The 22,120-nt window shown below is 62.3% G+C and carries 20 protein-coding genes; 10 read left to right on the top strand and 10 right to left on the bottom strand.

The features are described 5' to 3' along the window. Positions 1-6 precede the first annotated feature (6 nt). The 4 genes from ftsA (at position 7) to Q7U49_RS09065 (ending at position 3,848) form a co-directional block, all read left to right on the top strand. Positions 7-1,236, top strand: a complete 1,230-nt coding sequence (gene ftsA / locus Q7U49_RS09080; protein WP_304763908.1) for a cell division protein FtsA — start codon at positions 7-9, stop codon at positions 1,234-1,236. 141 nt (positions 1,237-1,377) lie between these two features. Then, complete coding sequence (ftsZ, locus tag Q7U49_RS09075; protein WP_304763907.1) at positions 1,378-2,631, top strand: cell division protein FtsZ; 1,254 nt, start codon at positions 1,378-1,380, stop codon at positions 2,629-2,631. Positions 2,632-2,735: 104 nt separating this feature from the next. Beyond that, complete coding sequence (gene lpxC, locus Q7U49_RS09070) at positions 2,736-3,659, top strand: UDP-3-O-acyl-N-acetylglucosamine deacetylase (RefSeq protein WP_304763905.1); 924 nt, start codon at positions 2,736-2,738, stop codon at positions 3,657-3,659. A gap of 12 nt (positions 3,660-3,671) precedes the next feature. Further along, positions 3,672-3,848 carry a hypothetical protein gene (locus Q7U49_RS09065; protein ID WP_304763903.1) on the top strand — a complete coding sequence of 59 codons (177 nt, stop codon included), beginning with the start codon at positions 3,672-3,674 and terminating at the stop codon, positions 3,846-3,848. Positions 3,849-3,923: 75 nt separating this feature from the next. On the opposite strand, the gene Q7U49_RS09060 is transcribed toward Q7U49_RS09065, so the two are convergent. The 5 genes from Q7U49_RS09060 to Q7U49_RS09040 form a co-directional block, all read right to left on the bottom strand. Next, on the bottom strand, positions 3,924-6,083 hold the full coding sequence (locus Q7U49_RS09060; protein ID WP_304763902.1) for an ATP-dependent helicase: 2,160 nt from the start codon (positions 6,081-6,083) through the stop codon (positions 3,924-3,926). 262 nt (positions 6,084-6,345) lie between these two features. Beyond that, positions 6,346-7,314 (bottom strand): glutathione synthase, encoded by a 969-nt coding sequence (gshB, locus tag Q7U49_RS09055; RefSeq protein ID WP_304763900.1) that lies wholly within the window; start codon positions 7,312-7,314, stop codon positions 6,346-6,348. A 9-nt stretch (positions 7,315-7,323) separates the two neighbouring features. Next, the gene (locus Q7U49_RS09050; protein WP_304763899.1) at positions 7,324-9,192 is read right to left on the bottom strand and encodes a potassium transporter Kup; all 1,869 of its coding nucleotides are present in this window, start codon (positions 9,190-9,192) and stop codon (positions 7,324-7,326) included. Positions 9,193-9,265: 73 nt separating this feature from the next. Beyond that, complete coding sequence (gene gshA / locus Q7U49_RS09045) at positions 9,266-10,561, bottom strand: glutamate--cysteine ligase (RefSeq protein WP_304763898.1); 1,296 nt, start codon at positions 10,559-10,561, stop codon at positions 9,266-9,268. 50 nt (positions 10,562-10,611) lie between these two features. Then, the gene (locus Q7U49_RS09040; protein WP_304763896.1) at positions 10,612-11,895 is read right to left on the bottom strand and encodes a glutamate-5-semialdehyde dehydrogenase; all 1,284 of its coding nucleotides are present in this window, start codon (positions 11,893-11,895) and stop codon (positions 10,612-10,614) included. A gap of 201 nt (positions 11,896-12,096) precedes the next feature. On the opposite strand from Q7U49_RS09040, the gene Q7U49_RS09035 reads away from it, so the two are divergent. The 3 genes from Q7U49_RS09035 (at position 12,097) to Q7U49_RS09025 (ending at position 15,574) form a co-directional block, all read left to right on the top strand. Beyond that, positions 12,097-13,053, top strand: coding sequence for a TAXI family TRAP transporter solute-binding subunit (locus tag Q7U49_RS09035; RefSeq protein WP_304763895.1), 957 nt, complete (start codon positions 12,097-12,099; stop codon positions 13,051-13,053). 67 nt (positions 13,054-13,120) lie between these two features. After that, complete coding sequence (locus Q7U49_RS09030) at positions 13,121-15,136, top strand: TRAP transporter permease (protein ID WP_304763894.1); 2,016 nt, start codon at positions 13,121-13,123, stop codon at positions 15,134-15,136. Between the two features lie 21 nt (positions 15,137-15,157). Beyond that, on the top strand, positions 15,158-15,574 hold the full coding sequence (locus Q7U49_RS09025; protein ID WP_304763960.1) for a DUF1850 domain-containing protein: 417 nt from the start codon (positions 15,158-15,160) through the stop codon (positions 15,572-15,574). 10 nt (positions 15,575-15,584) lie between these two features. On the opposite strand, the gene hemW is transcribed toward Q7U49_RS09025, so the two are convergent. From hemW to Q7U49_RS09000, 5 genes are all read right to left on the bottom strand, one after another. Continuing rightward, positions 15,585-16,826 carry a radical SAM family heme chaperone HemW gene (gene hemW, locus Q7U49_RS09020; RefSeq protein ID WP_304763892.1) on the bottom strand — a complete coding sequence of 414 codons (1,242 nt, stop codon included), beginning with the start codon at positions 16,824-16,826 and terminating at the stop codon, positions 15,585-15,587. 320 nt (positions 16,827-17,146) lie between these two features. After that, a complete protein-coding gene (gene rdgB / locus Q7U49_RS09015) occupies positions 17,147-17,746 on the bottom strand; it encodes an RdgB/HAM1 family non-canonical purine NTP pyrophosphatase (RefSeq protein ID WP_304763891.1) in 600 nt (199 codons plus the stop codon). Next, a complete protein-coding gene (gene rph / locus Q7U49_RS09010) occupies positions 17,743-18,483 on the bottom strand; it encodes a ribonuclease PH (protein ID WP_304763890.1) in 741 nt (246 codons plus the stop codon). The genes rdgB and rph overlap by 4 nt, the downstream gene beginning before the upstream one ends. Next, positions 18,476-19,255 (bottom strand): PP2C family serine/threonine-protein phosphatase, encoded by a 780-nt coding sequence (locus Q7U49_RS09005; protein ID WP_304763889.1) that lies wholly within the window; start codon positions 19,253-19,255, stop codon positions 18,476-18,478. The genes rph and Q7U49_RS09005 overlap by 8 nt, the downstream gene beginning before the upstream one ends. Next, positions 19,255-20,226, bottom strand: a complete 972-nt coding sequence (locus Q7U49_RS09000) for a serine/threonine-protein kinase (protein ID WP_304763887.1) — start codon at positions 20,224-20,226, stop codon at positions 19,255-19,257. Before Q7U49_RS09000 ends, Q7U49_RS09005 begins: the two co-directional genes overlap by 1 nt. A 79-nt stretch (positions 20,227-20,305) precedes the next feature. Between Q7U49_RS09000 and Q7U49_RS08995 the strand changes: the two genes are divergently transcribed. Genes Q7U49_RS08995 through rpoZ form a run of 3 tightly spaced genes read left to right on the top strand, consistent with a single transcriptional unit; the run spans position 20,306 to position 22,111 of the window. Continuing rightward, entirely contained in the window at positions 20,306-21,223 is a 918-nt protein-coding gene (locus tag Q7U49_RS08995) for a YicC/YloC family endoribonuclease (protein WP_304763885.1), read from the top strand. A gap of 36 nt (positions 21,224-21,259) precedes the next feature. After that, a complete protein-coding gene (gene gmk, locus Q7U49_RS08990; RefSeq protein WP_304763958.1) occupies positions 21,260-21,880 on the top strand; it encodes a guanylate kinase in 621 nt (206 codons plus the stop codon). A 27-nt stretch (positions 21,881-21,907) separates the two neighbouring features. After that, a complete protein-coding gene (rpoZ, locus tag Q7U49_RS08985; RefSeq protein ID WP_296159786.1) occupies positions 21,908-22,111 on the top strand; it encodes a DNA-directed RNA polymerase subunit omega in 204 nt (67 codons plus the stop codon). The last annotated feature ends 9 nt before the right edge of the window (positions 22,112-22,120 follow it).

The raw sequence follows: 22,120 nt of genomic DNA, 5'->3' as shown, positions 1-22,120 counted from the left end.
GACGCAATGGCAAAAGAGTACAAGGATTTGGTCGTCGGTCTGGACATCGGCACCGCCAAGGTGATGGTGGTGGTGGCCGAGGTCATGCCGGGTGGCGAGCTCAAGCTGGCCGGCCTGGGCGTGGCGCCGAGCAACGGGCTCAAACGCGGCGTGGTGGTCAACATCGACGCCACGGTGCTGAGCATTCAGCAGGCGCTCAAGGAAGCCGAGCTGATGGCCGACTGCAAGATCCAGCGGGTCTACACCGGCATCACCGGCAGCCACATTCGCGGCATGAACTCGCACGGCATGGTGGCCATCAAGGACCGCGAGGTCTCTGCCGCCGACGTGGCGCGGGTGGTCGAAACCGCCAAGGCCATCAACATCTCGACCGACCAGCGTCTGCTGCTGGTGGAGCCGCAGGAATTCATCATTGATGGCCAGGACGTGAAAGAGCCGATCGGCATGAGCGGCATCCGGTTGGAGGCCAAGGTGCACATCGTCACCGGGGCTCAGAGCGCGGCCGAGAACATCATCAAATGCGTGCGCCGCTGCGGCCTGGAGGTCGAACAGCTCATGCTGAACCCGCTGGCCAGCAGCCTGTCGGTGTTGACCGAGGACGAACGCGAACTCGGCGTGGCGCTGGTCGACATCGGTGCCGGCACCACCGACCTGGCCATTTTCACCAACGGTGCCATCCGCCACACCGCCGTCATTCCGATTGCCGGCGATTTGATCACCAGCGACATCGCCATGGCACTGCGCACGCCGACCAAGGATGCCGAGGAAATCAAGGTGGAAAACGGTTACGCCAAACAGTTGCTGGCCGACCCCGAGGCGCAGGTGGAGGTGCCCGGCCTGGGCGACCGCGGCCCGCGCATGCTGAGCCGCCAGGCGCTGGCCGGCGTGATCGAACCGCGGGTGGAAGAAATTTTCAGCCTGGTGCACCAGGTGATGCGCGAGTCGGGTTTCGAGGAAATGCTGTCCAGCGGCATCGTGCTCACGGGCGGCAGCTGCGTCATGCCCGGCATGGTCGAGCTTGGCGAAGACATCTTTTTGAAACCGGTGCGCCGTGGCCTGCCCAAATACACCGGCGTGTTGTCCGACATGGTGGCGCAGCCGCGTGCCGCCACGGTGATGGGTCTGCTTGAAGAAGCCCGCATGGCGCGCTTGCGCGGCATCAAGGTGGGGCAGAAAAACGGTTCGGTGAAAACCGCTTTCAGTTCCGTCAAGGACTGGTTTGTGGGGAACTTCTGATCATGAAAAACACCCTGTGGCACTGCCGCGCCAGCCCGCAACGACGATGGCGGTGCATGGACCCGCCAGTTAGCCCCAAGAACCCATTTCAGTCAGTTATGTCCAGTTATTTTTTATTCATTGAAACCCAAGGAGAGCACCATGCCCATTGAACTCATCGACGAAGAAGGCTTTAACCAAGGCACCCAGATCAAGGTGATCGGCGTCGGCGGCGGCGGCGGCAACGCTGTTGCCCACATGATTGCCAGCGCTGTCCAGGGCGTGGAATTCATCTGCGCCAACACCGACTCGCAGGCGCTCAGCACCAGCGACGCCCACCTCATCATCCAGCTCGGCAGCACCGGACTGGGCGCCGGCAGCAAGCCCGACAAGGCGCGTGAAGCGGCGGAACTGGCCATCGAGCACATCCGCGAAGCCATTGACGGCGCGCACATGCTGTTCATCACGGCCGGCATGGGCGGTGGCACCGGCACCGGCGCAGCCCCCGTGATTGCGCGGGTGGCGCGTGAAATGGGGATTCTGACCGTGGGTGTGGTGACCAAACCCTTCGAGTTTGAAGGCAAGCGCCGCATGGACAACGCCGAGAGCGGCCTGGCCGAACTCGAAGCCAATGTCGATTCCCTGATCGTGGTGTTGAACGAAAAGCTGCTCGACGTGTTGGGCGAAGATGCCACCCAGGACGAGGCTTTCGCCCACGCCAACGACGTGCTCAAGAACGCCGTGGGCGGCATTGCCGAAATCATCAACGTGCCAGGCCATGTGAACGTCGACTTTGAAGACGTGCGCACCGTCATGGGCGAGCCCGGCAAAGCCATGATGGGCACGGCCGTGGCGGCCGGTCCGGACCGCGCCCGCATTGCCGCCGAGCATGCCGTGGCCTGCCCACTGCTCGAAGGCATCGACCTGTCAGGCGCCAAGGGCGTGCTGGTGCTGATTTCGGCCGCCAAGGGCAGTCTGAAACTGTCCGAGTCCAAGGTGGCCATGAACACCATCCGTGACTACGCCTCGCAGGATGCCCATGTGATCTACGGCACCGCTTACGACGACAACCTGGGTGACCAGATTCGCGTCACCGTGGTGGCCACCGGCCTGAGCCGCCAGGCACAGCGCCCGAAACTGGTGGTGACACAAACCCAGCCCGAGATGGGACTGCGCACCGGCACGCACGACGCACCGTTCCATATCCCGACCTTGAACAACCCGGTCGGCATGGGCCAGGCGACCAGTTCCATGGCGACCAGCAATGCGGGGCGCACCCAGACCGACTACGGATCCCTGGCCACGCCCAGCGTCTGGCGCAATCGCACTTCGGCGGCGGCCAAGGTCGATGCCTTGAGCAACGGCGGCATGGACGACTTCGAGATCCCGGCGTTTTTGCGCAAGCAGGCGGATTGAGGGCTTTGGTAGCCCGGATGAAGCGCAGCGCAATCCGGGGTATCCCGTGCAGGTAATCGGTCGCCAGTCATGGCCGATGCCGGCGGCAAAAGTAAAATCCTTCTGTGCTTAAACAACGAACCCTCAAAACATTGACGCGTGCCGTCGGCATGGGCCTGCACAGCGGCCAGCGGGTGGAGATCAGCCTGCGCCCGGCGCCGCCTGACACCGGCATCGTGTTCCGGCGTGTCGACTTGCCCGAGCCGGTCGACATTCCGGTGACGGCGCTGGCGGTTTCTGACACCCGCATGGCCTCCACCATTTCCACGGGCGATGTCAAGGTGCACACGGTCGAACACCTGATGTCGGCCTGTGCCGGTCTGGGCGTGGACAACCTGTATGTGGACATCACCGCCGAAGAAGTGCCCATCCTGGACGGCTCGGCGGCTTCGTTCGTGTTTTTGCTGCAAAGTGCCGGCATTGAGCTGCAAGACGCGCCCAAGCGTTTCGTTCGCGTGCTGGCGCCGGTGGAAGTGCGCCAGGGCGAGGGTGACAACGTCAAATGGGCGCGGCTGGAGCCCTATCACGGCTACCGGCTCAGTTTCGAGATCGACTTCAGCCACCCGGCGGTGGACTCGACCGGCCAGAGCGTGCTGTTTGACATGAGCACGGGGTCGTATTCCCGGGACATTGCCCGTGCCCGCACCTTTGGTTTTACCAAGGATGTCGAGATGATGCGCGCCAACGGCCTGGCCCTGGGCGGGGGGCTGGACAACGCCATCGTGATGGACGACTACAAGGTGCTCAATGCCGGTGGCCTGCGTTACGACGACGAGTTTGTCAAACACAAAATCCTCGACGCCATGGGCGACCTGTACATTTTGGGCAAACCCCTGCTGGCCAGCTACAGCGCGTTTCGCTCGGGCCATGCGCTCAACAACCTGCTGTTGCGCGAGTTGTTGAACCACCCCGAAGCCTGGGATGTGGTGACGTTTGAGAACGAAAAGCAGGCGCCGGCCGGCTTTGCGCAACTGGCGCGGGCCTGGTAGGCGCGACCGACCATGCTGCTGTTTCGCTGGCTGGTCTTGCTGATGCTGTTGGCTGCCCTGGTGTCGTTTGGTTTTTACGCCGGCACCGGTGACCCGCGGTTCAAGCGCTATGGCTGGATGGTCCTGAAATGGGCCTTGCTGTCAGCCTTTGGTTTTTTTGCTGTGCTGATTCTGGAGCGGGTGGTCTGAGTCTGGTGCCCCTGGCAAATCAGGTCGCTGATGTCGGGGTTGTCATCGGTCCGTCCACGCTTAAGTTGTCCCGCCCTATTTGACCAGCGCCCGCGCCGCCGCCCCATCCAGTGCCTTCTGCGCGAACTCGGCGCGCAAGGCCTTGAGCTTTTCGCGCGGGTCTTCTTTCACGGTGTTCTGATCCAGCCCCATCTCGGCGATGAAGCGGCTGGGCTGGGCGGCGATCATCTCGCGGCCTTTTTTGCGCTTGCGTGTCCAGCTCACGGCCAGGCTGCGCTGGGCCCGGGTGATGCCGACATACATCAGGCGGCGCTCTTCCTGCAGGTGGGTGGTGAGGGTGGCACTGGCGGCCTCCTGCGCAGCGGCACGCAGCGCACTTGACGCGTTACTGGCGGGGGCCTCGTCCGGGTTGTCGCGCAGCTTGAACGGCAGCATGCCCTCGGTCACGCCCACCAGCATCACATGCGGCCATTCCAGCCCCTTGGCGGCGTGCAGCGTCGACAGCGTGACCACGTTCTGGTCGGTCTCGCGTTCGCTGATGGTGGACAACAGCGACACGGTTTGCGCCACTTCCAGCAGTGACTTGACCTCGCCCGCCGTGCTGACGCCAGCGGCGTCGTCAATCTGGCCGCCGCAGCGCCCGCTCATCCAGTCGACAAAGTCCAGCACATTGCTCCAGCGCGCGGCAGCCACTTTCTCGCTGTCCTCGCCGTCGAGCAGGTATTGCTCAAAACCGATGTCCTTGAGCCAATCGAGCAAAAAGATTTTGGCGGCCTCGGCGCCCAGCGTGTGGCGGGCGCGAAACTCCAGGTCGTTGATCTCGCGGCCGAATTCATGCAGGCTGCCCAGCGCCTTGCCTGAGATCACTGCCCCGAGGCTGCTGGAAAACAACGCCCCGAACATGCTGACCCGGTATTTGGTGGCAAAGTCACCGAGGTGAGCCAGCGTCTGATGGCCAATGCCACGTTTGGGCGTGGTCACGGCGCGCAGAAACGCCGGGTCGTCGTTGTTGTTGATCCAGAGCCTGAACCAGGCGCACAGGTCCTTGATTTCGGCGCGGTCAAAAAAGCTGGTGCCACCCGACACCTTGTACGGAATGGCCGCCTTGCGCAGCGCCTTCTCAAAAGTTTTGGCCTGGTGATTGGCGCGGTAGAGCACGGCAAAGTCGCGGAATTCCTTGAACTGCGGCCCGGCCTGGTTCAGACCACTGGCACGCAGGCTCTGGATGCGCGCCACGGTGCGCTCGGCCTCGTGTTCCTCGGTGTCGGCATCGACCACCCGCACCGGTTCGCCTTCGCCCAGGTCGCTCCACAGGTTCTTCGGGTAGAGCTTGGGGTTGGGCCCGATCACGTTGTTGGCGGCGCGCAAAATGGCCCCGGTGGAGCGGTAGTTTTGCTCCAGTTTGATGACCTTGAGTGCCGGGAAATCAACGGGGAGTTTTTTCAGGTTGTCGAGTGTGGCGCCGCGCCAGCCGTAAATGGACTGGTCGTCGTCGCCCACGGCGGTAAAGCGGGCCTGTGCCGGGTCCTTGCCGCCCACCAGCAGTTTCAGCAGGTCGTATTGGGTGGCGTTGGTATCCTGGTATTCGTCCACCAGGATGTGCCCGACCTGTTTTTGCCACTTTTGCCGCACCGCCTCGTGGTTTTGTAGCAGTTTCAGCGGCAGGCTGATCAGGTCGTCAAAGTCGACGCTTTGGTAGGCGGTGAGCCGTTCCTCATAGTGCGCCATCACGCGCGCGATGATGCGATCAGAGTCGTTGCTGGCTGACGCCAACGCCGCTGTCGAGTTCATTCCCTGGTTTTTCCACAGACTGATGGTCCACTGCCAGCTGCGCGCCGTCGCAGCATCGACACTGCCACCGGCATCTTTCAGGATGCTGTTGACGTCGTCGCTGTCGAGAATGGAAAACTGGGGTTTGAGTCCCAGTGCGGCGCCGTCCTCACGCAGCAGGCGCACCCCCAGGGCGTGAAAGGTGCAAATCACCGCATCCTTGGCCGCTCGCCCAATCAGGCCGCGGGCGCGTTCGCGCATCTCGGCGGCGGCCTTGTTGGTGAAGGTGATGGCAAAGATGTTTTTGGCTGCCACCCCGGACTGGATCAAACGGCCAATCTTGTGGGTGATGACGCGCGTTTTGCCCGAACCGGCGCCGGCCAGCACCAGGCAGGGACCATGCATGAAGTTCACAGCTTCCTGCTGGGCCAGGTTGAGGCCGGTATTGGGGGAGGGGGAGGACATCAGGAGGCAATTTTCGCGAAGGGGCGAATCATAACCAGTGCCGGTGCGCTACAGCTTCTTCAGCGCTTTGGCGCTTTGTTCGCCAGAGCACCGACGGGTCTGCGGTATGCGACTAAATTGTGCTGCTAACGCGTGTTGAAACACCCTTGTCGAGGGTGGGCATGGCGGTGGAGTCAGCTATGTATATCGGTGTCGGCACTATTTTGTTCATCATTATTCTTTACGTCTTGTTGCGCTGATCCCTTGCATCAATCGCTGGGCGTCAAGTCTGGGCGTTGACCACCGCCGCCTCGAGCGCCTGCACGAACATGGCGGCCACGTCAAAGCCGGTCTGGTCAAAAATTTCCTGGAAACAGGTCGGGCTGGTGACGTTGATCTCGGTCAGGCTGTCGCCGATCACGTCCAGGCCCATCAGCAGCAAGCCGCGCCGGGCCAGCACCGGGCCGATGGCCTCGGCAATGTCGCGGTCGCGCGCGCTCAAGGGCTGCGCCACCCCCTTGCCGCCTGCGGCCAGGTTGCCGCGCACTTCGCCACCTTGTGGAATGCGCGCCAGGCAATAAGGCACGGGCTGGCCGCCAATCACCAGAATACGCTTGTCACCTTCTGAGATGGCGGGCAAAAACTTTTGCACCATCACGGTCTGGGCGCCTTCGCGGTTGAGTGTTTCGGTGATGGCGCCCAGGTTCAGGCCGTCCGCCTTGACCCGGAAAATGCCCGTTCCGCCCATGCCGTCGAGCGGTTTCAGGATGATGTCGTGGTGCTCGGCGTGAAAACGTTTGATGTCCTGCGCGTCGCGCGTGACCAGGGTCGGTCCGATGAACTGGGGCCATTCCATGATGGCCAGCTTTTCGGGGTGGTCACGCAGCGCGCGGGGCTTGTTGAACACCTTGGCGCCCTCGCGCTCGGCCTGCTCCAGCAGGTGCGTGGCGTAAAAAAACTCGCTGTCGAACGGCGGGTCCTTGCGCATCACCACGGCGTCGAAGTCCTTGAGCGCCTGCCCGCGCTCATCAGGCTTGTGCTGGGCGGCGTTGAACCAGAGCACCGGGTCGCCGGTGAGGGTGATGTCGCGCACAAACGCGGTCACGGGCGCGCCGCGCTGCCACATGATGTCTTTGGGTTCGCACGCGCTTAAAACATGGCCGCGGGCCTGCGCCTCGCGCATCATGGCGAAGGTGCTGTCCTTGTAAATCTTGAAGGACTCAAGCGGGTCGGCGATGAATAACAGGTTCATTTGGGCTCTTTAAATTTCTATCTTGCTGCCCAATTCCACCACCGAGTTGCTGGGCAGCTTGAGGAAGTTGGCTGCGCCGCTGGCGTTCAGGTGCATTTGGGCAAACAGTTTTTCCCGCCAGTGTGCCATACCACCGCTCAGCGTGGGTGCGATGGTGTCGCGGCTCAGGAAATAGCTGGTGCTCATGGGGTCCAGTTCGAACCCACGACCGGTCATCAGTTGCAGGGCGCGTGGCAAATCGGGTTCGTTCTTGAAGCCATAGTTCACCACCACCTGCCAGCAATCATGCCCCAGCGCTTCAAGCTCCAGGCGCTTGTTCATGCCGATCCAGGGCACCTCATGGTTGACCACGGTGACAAACAGGTTGACTTCATGGAGCACCTTGTTGTGCTTCAGGTTGTGCAGCATGGCGTTGGGCACGGTGCCGGGCGCAGCGGTCAAGAATACGGCGGTGCCCGACACGCGGGTGGGCGGGCTGACAAACACCGCTTCCAGAAAGCTGGTCAGGTCAATGGCATCGGCCGCCAGTTTTTTGTTGAGCAGACGGCGACCGTCTTTCCAGGTGAGCATGACCGTGAACACGCCCGCTGCAATCAGCAAGGGGAACCAGCCGCCATCCGCCAGCTTGAGCAAATTGGAGCTGAAAAAAGCCAGGTCCACCACAAAGAAAACGCTGGTGGCCGCCAGGCAGAGCGCCAGCGGGTAACCCCAGGCGTAACGGATCACAAAGAAGGTCAGCACTGTGGTGATCAGCATGTCCAGCGTCACGGCGATGCCATAAGCGGCGGCCAGGTTGCTGGAGGACTTGAACAACAACACCGCCAGCACAATCAGGACGAACAGACCCCAGTTGACAAAGGGCATGTAGATTTGACCGGTTTCCTTGACGTTGGTATGCAGCATCTGAAAGCGCGGCAGATAACCCAGTTGCACCACCTGTTTGGTGACGGAAAACGCGCCCGTGATCAGCGCTTGCGAGGCGATCACTGTGGCCATCGTGGCCAGGCAGACCAAGGGAATCAGTGCCCAGGCCGGCGCCATCATGAAAAACGGGTTCTTGACAGCTTCCGGGTTGCTCAGCAGCAGGGCGCCCTGGCCAAAATAGTTCAGCGTCAGGCAGGGCATGACAATGAAAAACCAGGCCAGCCGAATCGGCTTCTTGCCAAAGTGGCCCATGTCGGCGTACAGCGCCTCGCCACCCGTCACGCACAGCACCACGGCCCCCAGGATGATGAAGGTGGTGAGCGGCTCAGCCCACATGAAAGCCAGCGCATGGTGCGGGCTCAGCGCCCACAGAATCTCGGGGTTGTGCATGATGTGGGACACGCCCAGCACCGCAATGCTGATAAACCAGACCAGCGTGATCGGGCCGAAAAATTTGCCGATGTCGGCCGTGCCGCGTTTTTGCACCGCAAACAGGCCAAACAGGATCACCAGGGTGAGCGGGATCACGGCCTTCTTGAAGTTGGGCGACACCACCTCCAGGCCTTCAACCGCCGACAGCACCGAGATGGCGGGGGTGATGACGCCATCGCCATAAAACAGGCAGGTGCCAAAAATGCCCACATACAGCAGCACCCGGCGTAATTTGGGCTTGTCCTTGACCGATTGGGAGGCCAGCGCCAGCATGGCCACCAGGCCGCCTTCGCCATTGTTGTCGGCGCGCAGCACCAGAGTCACGTATTTCAGGGAAATGATGACGGTGAGGGTCCAGAAGAAGATCGACAAAATGCCCATCACGTTGTCGACCGTGAAAGGCACATGGCCCGAGCCAAAGACTTCCTTGACGGCGTACAGCACGCTGGTGCCGATGTCGCCATAGACCACACCGATGGCGCCCAGGGTCAGGGCGCGAAGCGAGGTTTGAGATGTTGCCAAATAGTCACCCGCAGGCCTCAGGCCGCCGGGCTCCGTGTTTTGAGAGGCCGCTATTTTGCGTCAGAAACGCAGGCTACTCGAAATCCTGCGCATCGGGGTCGGTGGCTTCCAGTTCATAACTGGCGGCCAGCATGGCCAGGCGGCCGACCACGCCGTACATGTAAAAGCGGTTGGGCACACTGGCACCGGGTTTGACACCTGGCTGGGGCAACTGGGTGCTGTGCTCGAAGGCCAGCGGCACGTAACCGGCACCGGGGGCGTTCAGGTTTTCGTCGATGCCGCGCCCGGCGTGCACCCGGTAGAAGCCGCCGACCACGTAGCGGTCCATCATGTAGACCACCGGTTCGGCCACCGCATCGTTGACACGTTCCTGGGTCAGGACACCTTCCTGCACCATGAAGTCATGCGGCAGGAAGGGTGATTTGCGGCCCTTGTTCAGGCTCTGGATGCGTTCCTGCAGCGCCTGCATGTCACGGGCGTCGCGCACCGTGACGATGCCCAGTTCGTGGGTGCCGTGGTCGGCCTTGACCACCACAAAGGGCTTTTCCTTGATGCCGTACTCTTTGTACTTGCGCTTGACACGGGTCAGCACGCTGTCGACCTGGGTCTGCAGGCAGTCAAAGCCGCTGCTCTGGTCGAGGTTGACGTTTTCGCAGCGGTCAAACAGCGGGTGAATCAACCAGGGGTCGACGCCCAGCAGCTTGCCCAGGCGTTTGGACACCTCTTCGTAGCATTTGAAATGCGTGCTCTTGCGCCGGGTGGGCCAACCCGCGTGCAGCGGCGGCAGCAGGTATTGCTCGTAGGTTTCTTCCAGTATCCCGGGCACACCGGCGCTCAGGTCGTTGTTGAGCAAAATGGTGCAGGGGTCGAAATCTTTCAGGCCGAGGCGGCGTTTGCTGCGAATCACCGGCTCCAGCATCACCTTGTCGCCGTTTTGCAGTTCAAACGTGGTGTTTTTCTTGATCGCCGGGTCAATCGAACCGAGCCGCACGTTGAGGCCTGCCATGTTGAAAATGCGCTGCAACTGGGCCAGGTTGGCCAGGTAAAAGCTGCTGGGTTGGCCGTTTTCAGGAATCACCAGCAGGTTGCGCGCTTCGGGGCAAATTTTTTCGATCGCGGCCATGGCGGCCTGCACCGCCAGTGGCAGCATTTCTGCAGTGAGGTTGTTCCAGCCGCCGGGGTACAGATTGGTGTCGACCGGGGCCAGTTTGAAGCCGGCATTGCGCACATCCACCGAGCTGTAAAAAGGGGGGGTGTGCTCCATCCATTCCAGCCGGAACCAGCGCTCGATGGCCGGCATGGAGTCCAGCACGCGCTGCTCCAGCTCGTTGATGGGGCCTGTCAGGGCAGTAATCAGGTGCGGGACCATAAAAAACCTTGCATAGTGTGGGCGTTGATTTTAAGCGGTCGCACCAAGGCTCAATTGCGTACTTCCCCTTCGCCCAGCACCACGTACTTGAGCGAGGTCAGGCCCTCGATGCCGACCGGGCCACGGGCGTGAAACTTGTCGGTACTGATGCCAATTTCGGCCCCCAGACCATATTCGAAGCCGTCGGCAAAGCGCGTGCTGGTGTTGACCATGACGCTGGCCGAGTCGACTTCGCGCAGGAACTGCTGCGCGTGCATGTGGTCCGTTGTAAGGATGGCATCGGTGTGGTGGCTGGAATACTGGTTGATGTGATCAATGGCCTCATCCACACCGGCCACCACCTTGATGCTGATGATGGGCGCCAGGTATTCCTCGAACCAGTCGGCCTCGGTTGCGGGCTGCAGCATCATCTTGTCGGGGCAGGTCTGCAGCAAGGCCAGGGCCTCGGCGTCGCAGCGCATCTCGACCCCTTTGGCTGCATAAATGGCGCCGATCAAGGGCAAAAACCGGACCGCCACACCGCGCGCCACCAGCAGGCTCTCGGTGGCGTTGCACGGGCTGTATTTGCTGGTTTTGGCGTTGTCGGCCACGCTGACGGCCATGGCCAGGTCACAGGGGTCGTCCACGTAGGTATGGCAGTTGCCGTCCAGGTGCTTGATCACCGGCACTTTTGATTCGCGGCTGATGCGCTCGATCAGGCCCTTACCGCCGCGCGGAATGATCACATCCACGTACTGCGGCATGGTGATGAGCTCGCCCACCACGGCGCGGTCGGTGGTTTGCACCAGTTGCACCGCATGGGCCGGCAGGCCGGAGTCGATCAGGGCTTGTTGCACCAGCCGGGCCAGCGCTTTGTTGGAGTCGATGGCCTCCGAGCCGCCACGCAGGATGCAGGCATTGCCGCTCTTGATGCTCAAGGACGCGGCTTCGATGGTGACGTTGGGTCGGCTCTCGAAGATCATGCCGAAAACGCCAATGGGCACGCGCATCTGACCCACCCGGATGCCGCTGGGCTGCTGGCGCAGCGCGGTGACTTCGCCAATGATGTCGGCCATCGCGGCCAGTTGCTCGCAGCCCTGGGCGCAGGTTTCGATCACCTTGGGTGTGAGCTTGAGTCGGTCCACCATGGGGGCGGACAGGCCCGCCGCCACAGCGCGGGCCAGGTCTTGGGCGTTGTCAATCTGCAGCGCATCGACATTGGCGCGCAGCAACTGGGCAAGCTTGCGCAGCGCCGCGTTGCGGGTGGCTGCGGGCGCTTTGGCCATCAGGGCAGAGGCCTGTTTGGCCTGCAGTCCCAGGGTCTGGGTGGCAGTGGGCGTGTGGGGTGTCGTCATGGACGTTCTCGGGGTGTGATTTCGCTTGATTTCAGGCTGGGAATCGTACTTGATTTGCGCGCGCGGCCGCTTTGGCCACCGGCGTGGCAAAATAAGTCCGCTTTCTGGGGGAAAACACCAGCAGACAAGGCCGGCAAATGGGGCAACAATCAATGCACGTCGTTATTTATTCCACCTGCTTACCTATTGGAGATTGACCCCATGCGTCTTGTCAAAAAAATCACCCTGGCCCTGAGCCTGGGGGCCGCCCTCATCAGCAGCAGCGCGCTGGCCCAACAACAATTTGTCAATGTGCTCACCGGCGGTCAAAGCGGTGTGTATTACCCCCTGGGCGTGGCACTGTCGCAAATCTACGCCAAATCCATTCCCAACGCGCGTTCAACCGCCCAGGTCACCAAGGCTTCGGCTGAGAACCTCAACCTGCTGCAAGCCGGCCGTGGTGAACTGGCGCTGGCCTTGGCCGATTCGGTGTCTGATGCCTGGAAGGGCGACGCCGAAGCCGGTTTCAAGACCAAGCTCGACAAACTGCGTGGCCTGTCTGCCACCTACAACAACTACATCCAGATCGTGGCCAACGCCGACTCCGGTATCAAGACCGTGGCCGACCTCAAGGGCAAGCGCATCTCGGTGGGGGCTGCCAAGTCCGGCACCGAGCTCAATGCCCGCGCCATTCTGAAGGCCGCCGGCCTGTCGTACGCCGACCTCGGCAAGGTCGAATATTTGCCGTTTGGCGAGTCGGTTGAACTCATGAAAAACCGCCAGCTTGATGCCACCTTGCAGTCGGCCGGTCTGGGTGTGGCGTCGATCCGCGACCTCGCTACCGCCATCAAGATCGTGGTGGTGCCGGTGCCGGCGGACGTGGTCGCCAAGGTGGGTGACGCAGCCTACCAGCCCGCCGTCATCCCGGCCAACACCTACGCAGGCCAAACCGCTGACATTGCCACCGCCGCCATTCCCAACTTTCTGGTGACGCATTCGGGCGTGTCCGATGAGCTGGCTTACCAGATGGCCAAGACCATGTACGACAACCTGGATACCCTGTATGCTGCCCACAACGCAGCCAAGGCCATCAAGCGCGAGAACGCCATCAAGGGCATGCCGGTGCCGCTGCACCCGGGTGCCGAGCGCTACTACAAGGAAGTCGGCTTGATCAAGTAAGCGGCTTGCGCCTTGCTGCGGCCCCACTGCTGGGGCCGTTTTCATTTCAGATTTCTGCGAGATACCCATGAGCCACGACCACGAATCCCCAATCAAAACCATGGGCCGGGCCATCTTCTGGGCGGCGCTGCTGTTTTCCAGCTTTCAGCTCATCACCGCTGCGTTCAGCCCCTTGTCCAGCCAGGTGGTGCGCGCGGTGCATGTGGGCTTCGTGCTGCTGTTGATTTACGCGCTGTTTCCGCCCTTTGAGTACAGTGAGCGCCATGCCGCCAAGGGCCGGGTGCTTGGCTGGTTGCTGGGCCTGACCGGCTTTGTTTTCAGCCTGTACCATTGGCTGTTCGAGGCCGACCTGACCCAGCGCGCCGGTGAACTCATCGCCATGGATTGGGTGATTGGCGTGGTCACGGTGGCTCTGGTGTTTGAGGCTGCCCGGCGCGTCATGGGCTGGGGCCTGCCCATCATTTGCGGCGTGTTTTTGTTGTATGGTCTGTTTGGCCAGTACCTGCCGGGCGATCTGGCGCACCGGGGCTTTGGCGTTGACCAGATCGTCAGCACGCTGGCCTTCGGCACCGAGGGTATTTACGGCACGCCCACTTACGTGTCGTCGAGCTACATTTTTCTGTTCATCCTGTTTGGCGCTTTTCTGGAACAGGCCGGCATGATCAACCTGTTCAACGACTTTGCCATGGGCATGGTCGGCCACACGCGCGGCGGTCCGGCCAAGGTGTCGGTGATCTCGTCGGGGCTGATGGGCACCATCAACGGCTCGGGCGTGGCCAATGTGGTCACCACCGGTCAGTTCACCATTCCGCTGATGAAGCGCTTTGGCTACAGCCCGGCTTTTGCCGGCGGTGTCGAAGCCACCTCAAGCATGGGCGGCCAGATCATGCCGCCGGTGATGGGCGCGGTGGCCTTCATCATGGCCGAGACCATCAACGTGCCCTATGTGGCCATTGTGAAGGCGGCGCTGATCCCGGCTATTTTGTACTTTGTCACCGCCTTCTGGATGGTGCACCTGGAGGCCGGCCGCAAGGGACTCAATGGCCTGCCCAAAGACCAGTGCCCCAACCCCTGGACCGCAGTGCGCTTGCGCTGGTACCTGCTGCTGCCACTGGTGGGTCTGGTGGTGCTGCTGTTTTCGGGCTACACGCCGCTGTTTTCCGGCACCGTGGGGCTGGCGCTGACCGTGGTGCTGATCTTTGGCGCGGCCGTCATGACCGGGGTCAGCAACCTGGCCCTGCGCGGCCTGTTCTGGGCGCTGCTGGGGCTGGCCAGTGCCGGTTTCTTTGAGTTTGGCGTGGGCACGTTTTTTGTCATCGTGGCCTTGCTGGTGGCCTTCACCCTGATCCGGCGCGTGGGCGGTGATGCGCGCAGACTGGCGGTTCGCGCCATGGTCGACGGTGCCCGCCATGCGCTGCCGGTGGCCATTGCCTGTGCGCTGGTGGGGGTCATCATCGGCATGATCAACCTGACCGGGGTCGCTGCCGAACTCGGCGGGAAAATCATCGCGGTGGGCGAGGAAAGCCTGTTTCTGGCGCTGCTGCTGACCATGCTGATCTGCCTGGTGCTGGGCATGGGCATTCCGACCATTCCCAACTACATCATCACCAGCTCACTCGCCGCGCCGGTGCTGCTGAAGCTGGGGGTGCCGCTGCTGGTGTCGCACATGTTCGTTTTTTACTTCGGCATCATGGCCGACCTGACACCACCGGTGGCGCTGGCGGCGTTTGCGGCCGCGCCCATTGCGGGGGTCAGTGGCCTCAAGATCAGCATCCAGGCGCTGCGCGTGGCGATTGCCGGTTTCATCGTGCCCTTCATGGCGGTCTACAGTCCGGCACTGATGCTGCAGAGCGGCGACTGGCTCGACACGACCTGGATTGTGTTCAAGGCGCTGGTGGCCATTGCCATGTGGGGTGCGGGTGCCATCGGCTTTTTGATCACACGGCTCAACCCGGTGGAGCGGGTGGTGGCCATTGGCTCGGCCAGCCTGCTGGTGGTGGCGCTGCCCTTGACCGACGAACTCGGCCTGGGGCTGATTGCTGCCTTTGTCGCCTGGCACGTCTGGCGCAGCCGCGCCAAATGAGCGCCGGGTGTTACTCCTGTGATGGTCACACTGGGCATCTGCCTGAGCCTGGCTTCCGCGCTGCAGGCCAGTCCGGTGGCGTTTGTGCCGGTGACCGAATTCACGCTGGCCTGGACCCATTCGATTGAAAAAGTGCGCTGGGAAGAAGACTACGCGGTGCGCTTGGACGCTGTGCGTGGGCAGCCGGCGCTGCACGCGGTACAAGCCCGGGTGCGCGGTTCCGCCGCCGGTATGGAGCCGCCGCCTGACGCCGTGCTGCGCCAGGGCTGGTACCACTACACCCCGGCCATCATCGACCCGCCCGAGCTGCGCCTGACGCGCTCGGAATTCACGCCCGATTACGAGGTCTGCATGCAGGGCCGCTGCCAGCCCATGGCCGACTGGATGCCGTCAGACGGCGGTGTCACGCTGCTCAAGGCCTGCCGCAATCCCGGGTAGGCCCGCGGCATCAACGTGTCGCAGGCAAAAACAGCGCCTGCAGGTCATTCAAAAAATCAAAGCCGCGCACGCTGGGCTGGACGTGCGCGCCGTCCACAATCAGCAAACCCTGTGTTTGGGCCTGTTGCAACCCTGCTTGCAGGGCAGACAGTGGCATGCCGGTGCGCTCGGCAAACAGACCGATATCGAAGCCACCGGCCAAGCGCAACGCGTTGAGCATGAACTCGAAGGGCAGCTCGGCGCGTTTGACGTCGCTGTCCTGCACCACGCACTGCCCGGCCAGCGCCTGGGTCATGTACAACTCCGGGTTGCGGGCGCGCACTTGGCGCACCACCCGGTGGGCAAAACTGAGCTTGCTGTGGGCGCCGGCGCCCAGCCCCAGGTAGTCGCCAAACTGCCAGTAGTTCAGGTTGTGCACACTGGCGTGGCCGGGCAGGGCGTAGGCCGACACCTCGTAGCGCTGCAGGCCTGCAGCGCCGGTCAGGTCGGTGATCAGGTCGAGCATGTCGGCAGCCAGATCGTCCTCGACGGCGGGCGGCGGGAACTTGGCGAAGTAAGTGTTGGGCTCGATGGTGAGGTGGTAAATCGACAGGTGCCGGGGGGCCAGCGCCAGCGCGGTCGTGACATCGGCGCGCAGCTGGTCTAGTGTCTGGCCCGGCAGGGCGTACATCAAATCCAGGTTAAAGGTGTCAAAGGCAAGTGCCGCTTCTTCGACCGCCGCGATGGCTTGGGCGCGGTCATGGACCCGACCCAGCGTGCGTAAAAAATCGTCATTGAAGCTTTGCACCCCCACCGACAGGCGCGTGACACCGGCGCTGCGGTAGGCCTTGAAGCGGTCTTTCTCAAATGTGCCGGGGTTGGCTTCCAGTGTGATCTCGGCGTTCGGCGCCAGTCGCAATCTGGCGCGGATGCCGGCCAGCAACTGGTCGATGGCTTGCGGCGAGAACAGGCTGGGCGTGCCGCCGCCCATGAACACGGTTTGCACGCTGCGGCCCCAGATGAGCGGGAGCGCGGCCTCGAGGTCGGCCATCAGGGCGTCAATGTAGCGCTGCTCGGGCAGCGCCGCGGCGCGCATTTCATGCGAGTTGAAGTCGCAATAAGGGCATTTCTTGAGACACCACGGCAGGTGGATATACAGCGACAAGGGTGGCAGGCTGCCCAATTGCAGCGTGCCGGGGCGCATGTAGTGCTGGATGTCGCGCGTTGTGACAGGCGCATCCGTGGAGCTGGTTTCTTGGTGGATCGGGATCATGGCGTGGCTGCGAGATAGCAGGGTTCAATGCGTTTGGTGTGTGTGCCGCGCAGCAGCCCGATGGGGCGACCGCCTCATACTGGGGTACCAGAAATCGGCGATCACCCCATCGGGCTGCTGCGCTGAAAGGGCGGAGCGCTTGCAAAGGCTTTTTTGGGCCCAACAGCCTAAATAACGAATGGCGGCCGATGTTTCTGATCGAGTGTCTAGCGGGGTGGGCTCTCTGGGGGGCTGACGATTTCTGGTACCCCAGTATGAGGAAGCCGCCCAGAGAGCCCGCCCCGCGGGTTTGGGTGTCAAGGTTTCCGGTACCTTAACTCTCACAACCACCGCTCGCGCATCAGCGCCACCATGGCCGCCGCAGCACGTCCCCTGTGACTGTGAGCATTCTTGACTTCCACCGGCAACTGGGCAAAGGTCTTGCCAAACTCGGGGATGAACATCACCGGGTCAAAACCAAAACCGTTGGACCCCAGGGGCTCGCGGGCAATCTCGCCCACCACCCGGCCCACCGCCACCAAAGGCTCAGGGTCATCGGCCGAGCGCAGCGCCACCAGCGTGCTGACCATCGCCGCACGTCGGTTAGTCACGCCCTGCATCTGCTCCAGCAAGGCTCGAACATTGTTGTCGTCGCTCTTGGGGTAGCCGAATTGGGTGGCATAAAAAGCGGTTTGCACGCCCGGCAGACCACCAAAGGCGTCCACACACAGGCCGGCGTCATCGGCCACAGCGGGCAGGCCGCTGAGCCGGGTGGCGTGGCGCGCCTTCGCCAGCGCGTTTTCAATAAAGGTGTGAAACGGCTCCTCGGCTTCGGGAATGCCCAGGCTGCCCTGCGGCACCAGCTCGAAACCCAGTGGCGCAAACATGGCGTGTAACTCGGCCAGTTTGCCGGCATTGTTGGAGGCCAGCACGATTTTCATGATCGCGAGGTCCCGGTGAGCGCCGCTCGCTGCAAATCAATCAGTTCCCGAATACCCTGGTCGGCCAGCGCCAGCAGCGCATCCATTTCAACGCGGCTGAAGGCTGCGCCTTCGGCTGTGCCTTGCACCTCAACGTAATGGCCGCTGGCGGTCATGACCACGTTCATGTCGGTGTCGCAGGCTGCATCTTCGGTGTATTCCAGGTCGAGCAGCGGTGTGCCTTGAACGATACCGACCGAGATCGCGGCCACGGCTTCACGAATAGGGGAGAGGAGCAGCTTGCCCTGGGTCAGCAAGCCATTGACCGCGTCCTGCGCCGCCACAAAGGCGCCGGTGATGGCGGCCGTTCGGGTGCCGCCATCGGCCTGGATCACGTCGCAATCCAGGTGCAGCGTGCGTTCGCCCAGCAACGTCAGGTCGAACACCGAACGCAAGGCACGGCCGATCAGGCGCTGGATTTCCTGGGTGCGCCCGCTCTGCTTGCCACGCGCGGCTTCGCGGTCACTGCGGCTGTGGGTGGCGCGCGGCAGCATGCCGTATTCGGCCGTGACCCAGCCCTGGCCGCTGCCCTTTTGGTGCGGTGGCACCTTGTCGAGCACCGAGGCATTGCACAACACCCTGGTGTGGCCAAACTCCACCAGCACCGAACCCTCGGCGTGGCGGGTGTAGTGGCGGGTCAGGGTGACCGGGCGCAGGGCATTGGCGGCGCGGGCGCCGGTTCGGACAAATTCAGTCATGTCGGGGATTACCTGGAATGGTGTTGATGGGGGCAGCGGGGGTCAGCCAGTTGAGCGCAAGACAGCTCACGTTGTCGCTGCGATCACCCGCCTGTTGCAGCGCTTTTTCGACCAGGTCGGGCACCGCCTTTTCTGCGGGCTTTTGATTCAACACGGCCACAATGTCCTGCTCGGGCACGCTGGCCCACAAGCCATCGGAGCAGAGCATGAGGGTGTCGCCCTGCTGCAATGACAGTGGCTCGGTCACGCTGAAGACCGGCCGGATGGGTGAGCCCAGGCAGGTGAAGAGCACGTTGCGGTTGGGCTCCGCCGGCCCGGTCGTGGTGATGCCATACGGGTGACGGCCACGCTCGGTAAAAGAATGGTCCTGGGTGCGGGTCAGCAGTTGTTGTTGGCGAATCAGATAGAACCTGGAGTCGCCGCAATGGGTCCAGCGCACCTGGCCCGACTGGATCACCGCCATCACCAGCGTGGTGCGTGGCGTGTCTGACATGTCGCGCTCGGCGGCGTAGTGCAGCAACTGGTCGTGCGCCGCCATCAGGGCTTGCGTCAGAAAATCAGCCACGTCGTCAAGCTGGGGTTGCGCCATTTTTTGGAACAGGCCGGCCACCGTTTCCATGGTCAAAGCGGCTGCCACTTCACCGTCAGGGTGTCCGCCCATGCCGTCAGCGAGCATCAGCAAGACACTGTCGCTGGTGTAACTGTAGCCCATGCGGTCTTCGTTCTTTTTGCGCCCACCCTGGCGACTGACCTGGAAGACTGAAAAACGCATCAGACTTTTTTGCCGCCTTCGAGCAGGCTGCCTAGTTGCAGCTTGACCTTGTCGCCCACGGTGAGTTGGGTGTAGCGGCGGGCACCGGCGCGGTTCAATTCCTTTTGCAGGGCAAACACCGACTGCGGCCGTTCCAGCGGGTCAAGCGCCATGCACCATTGCACGATTTCCACCAGGTCATCGGAGTAGACACCCCTGAAACGCTTCAAGGTTTGCACGGTCTTGTCTTCAGGCACGCGTTGCGGTGCCTCGTTGGGCGGGAAGCCGTGCATGCAGGCAAACATGCAGGCACCAATGGCGTAGATGTCGGTCCAGGGCCCCATGGTGGTGTCGCGCCGGTACATTTCCGGGGCGGCAAAACCGGGGGTGTACATGGGGCGCACGAAGTTGCCCTCTTTGGACAAAACCTCGCGCGCCGCGCCAAAGTCGATCAGCACGGCGCGGTTGTCGTCGGTGATGAAAATGTTGGCAGGCTTGATGTCCAGGTGCAGCATTTTGTGCTGATGCACGATGCGCAGGCCGCGCAGGATTTCATCAAACAGCGAGCGGATTGTGGACTCGCGAAACACCTTGTCTTTTTTCAGGTCACGCGCCACCACAATGAAGTCCTGCAGGCTGGCGCCCTCCAGAAACTCGGTCACCATGTAAACAGTTTCGTTTTCCCTGAAAAAATTCAGTACGCTGACCACCGAAGGGTGGGAGATTTGCGCCAGCGACCGCCCCTCTTCGAAAAAGCTTTTCAGGCCCAGCCGGTACAGCGACAGCTTGTCTGGCGCCACTTGCGGCGCCAGCAGGCCCGGTTCGCGGGTGACCAGCGACGAGGGCAGGTATTCCTTGATGGCGACCTGTTGCTCGTCGGCGCCGGCGGCGAGGTACACCACGCCAAAACCACCCGCGGCGACCCGGCGGACCACCCGGTAGCCACCAATCTGGGTGCCGGGCGGTAGCGGGGACGGTTTGGCTTTGGACATGGCTTCAAAGAAACAAGGTTCGGTTTTTGCTGGAGCCGGGTGTTATTCTTGCGACCACTTAACACCACAGATGATTGATATGTCAGTTTACAGCATGACCGGTTATGCCAGTGCCCAGCACAGCGCTGGCGCCACTTCCTCCACGGCCGACAGCACGCCTTCGTCAGCGGCCCGTCTGGGGCTGGAAATCCGCTCGGTGAACAGCCGATACCTTGACCTGACTTTCAAACTGTCAGAAGAGTTGCGCGGCTTCGAGCCGGCCTTGCGTGAGTTGCTGGTGCGCCGCCTCAAGCGCGGCAAGGTCGAGGTGCGGGCCGCGCTGGAAAGCAATGCCGCCAACCAGGTGGCCGAGCCCTCTGCAAGGCTGCTGCAACGCCTCAACACCATCCAGGACAACGTCCGGACCTGGTTGCCCTTGGCCACCCCCTTGAGCGTGGCCGATGTGATTCGGCTGACAGCGGGCGGCGCGGGCGTTGAGCGCGATTGGCAGGCCGACCTGCTGGCGCTGGCCGAGCAGGTGCTGCAGTCGCTGATGGCAGCCCGCGAACGCGAAGGCGCCCGTCTGGTGCTGATGCTGCAGGATCGCATGGCGCAATTACGCAGCCTGGCGGCGCAGGCGCAACCGCTGGTGCCACAACTGGTGGCGCAACAACGCCAGCGTTTTCTGGACCGCTGGCGTGATGCCATGGGTCTGGTCGAGGGCGGCGCTCTGCCCGAAGCCGCGCAGGACCGGGCGCTGGCCGAGGCCACCGCGTTTGCCATCCGCATCGACGTGGCCGAGGAGCTGACCCGGTTGAGCTCGCACCTGGATGAGCTTGAGCGGCTGCTGGCCAAGGGTGGCGAGGTCGGCAAGCGGCTCGACTTTCTGATCCAGGAACTGCACCGCGAAGCCAATACGCTGGGCTCGAAGTCGGCGGCGCTGGAGCTCACGCACATCTCGGTCGACATGAAGGTGCTGATTGAGCAGATGCGCGAACAAGTCCAAAACATAGAATAAGCCCCATTGCCGTCTTTTCAAAAGAGCCCCGCCGTGATCGACTACCCCGGAAATCTGTTTGTTGTGGCCGCCCCGAGCGGCGCTGGCAAGTCCAGCCTGGTGAAAGCCTTGCTGGAACTCGATGCGCTGGTGCGGCCTTCGGTGTCGCACACGACGCGGGCGCCGCGCGGCCAGGAAAAACATGGGCGTGAGTACTTTTTTGTCTCCGAGTCCGAGTTTGATGCCATGGTGCAGGGCAATGCCTTTGTCGAGTGGGCCCATGTGCACAAGTACCGTTACGGCACCTCGAAAAGAGCCATCGAAGAGCGCATGGCGCAGGGCTCGGACGTCATTCTGGAAATTGACTATCAGGGCGCCTTGCAAATCAAGAAAATCTTTGCCAATGCCGTCACCATTTTCATTTTGCCGCCCAGTTGGGACGAGCTGCGCTCGCGCCTGGAGCGTCGGGGTGAAGATGCACCTGATGTGATCGACGTCCGGCTCGAAAATGCGGCAACAGAGATGGCACAAGTGGCGCAATTCGACTTCGTTATAATCAACGAGCTGTTCGATCGCGCCGTGTTTGACCTCAAATCCATTGTGCACGCACAGCGACTCAAGTATCTGGCGCAGCGCCGCGCCAGAGCAGACACCTTTCAAGCACTGCATATCGCCTAGTGCGCCCCACCTGGTTTTGGAGAATTCATGGCCCGTATCACTGTTGAAGACTGCCTGTTGCAGATCCCTAACCGCTTCCAGCTGGTGTTGGCGGCATCCTACCGTGCCCGCATGCTGAGCCATGGTCACACCGCCAAGGTCGAGAGCAAGAACAAGCCCGGCGTGACGGCCTTGCGTGAAATCGCAGCCGGCAAGGTCGGCATTGAAATGCTGAAAAAAGTGCCCTTGTAAAGCGCGCTT

This window comes from Rhodoferax sp. (assembly GCF_030653815.1).
Taxonomy (GTDB): domain Bacteria; phylum Pseudomonadota; class Gammaproteobacteria; order Burkholderiales; family Burkholderiaceae_C; genus Rhodoferax.
Note: the sequence above shows the minus strand (reverse complement) of the source record. Positions and strands in the feature narration are given on the sequence as shown.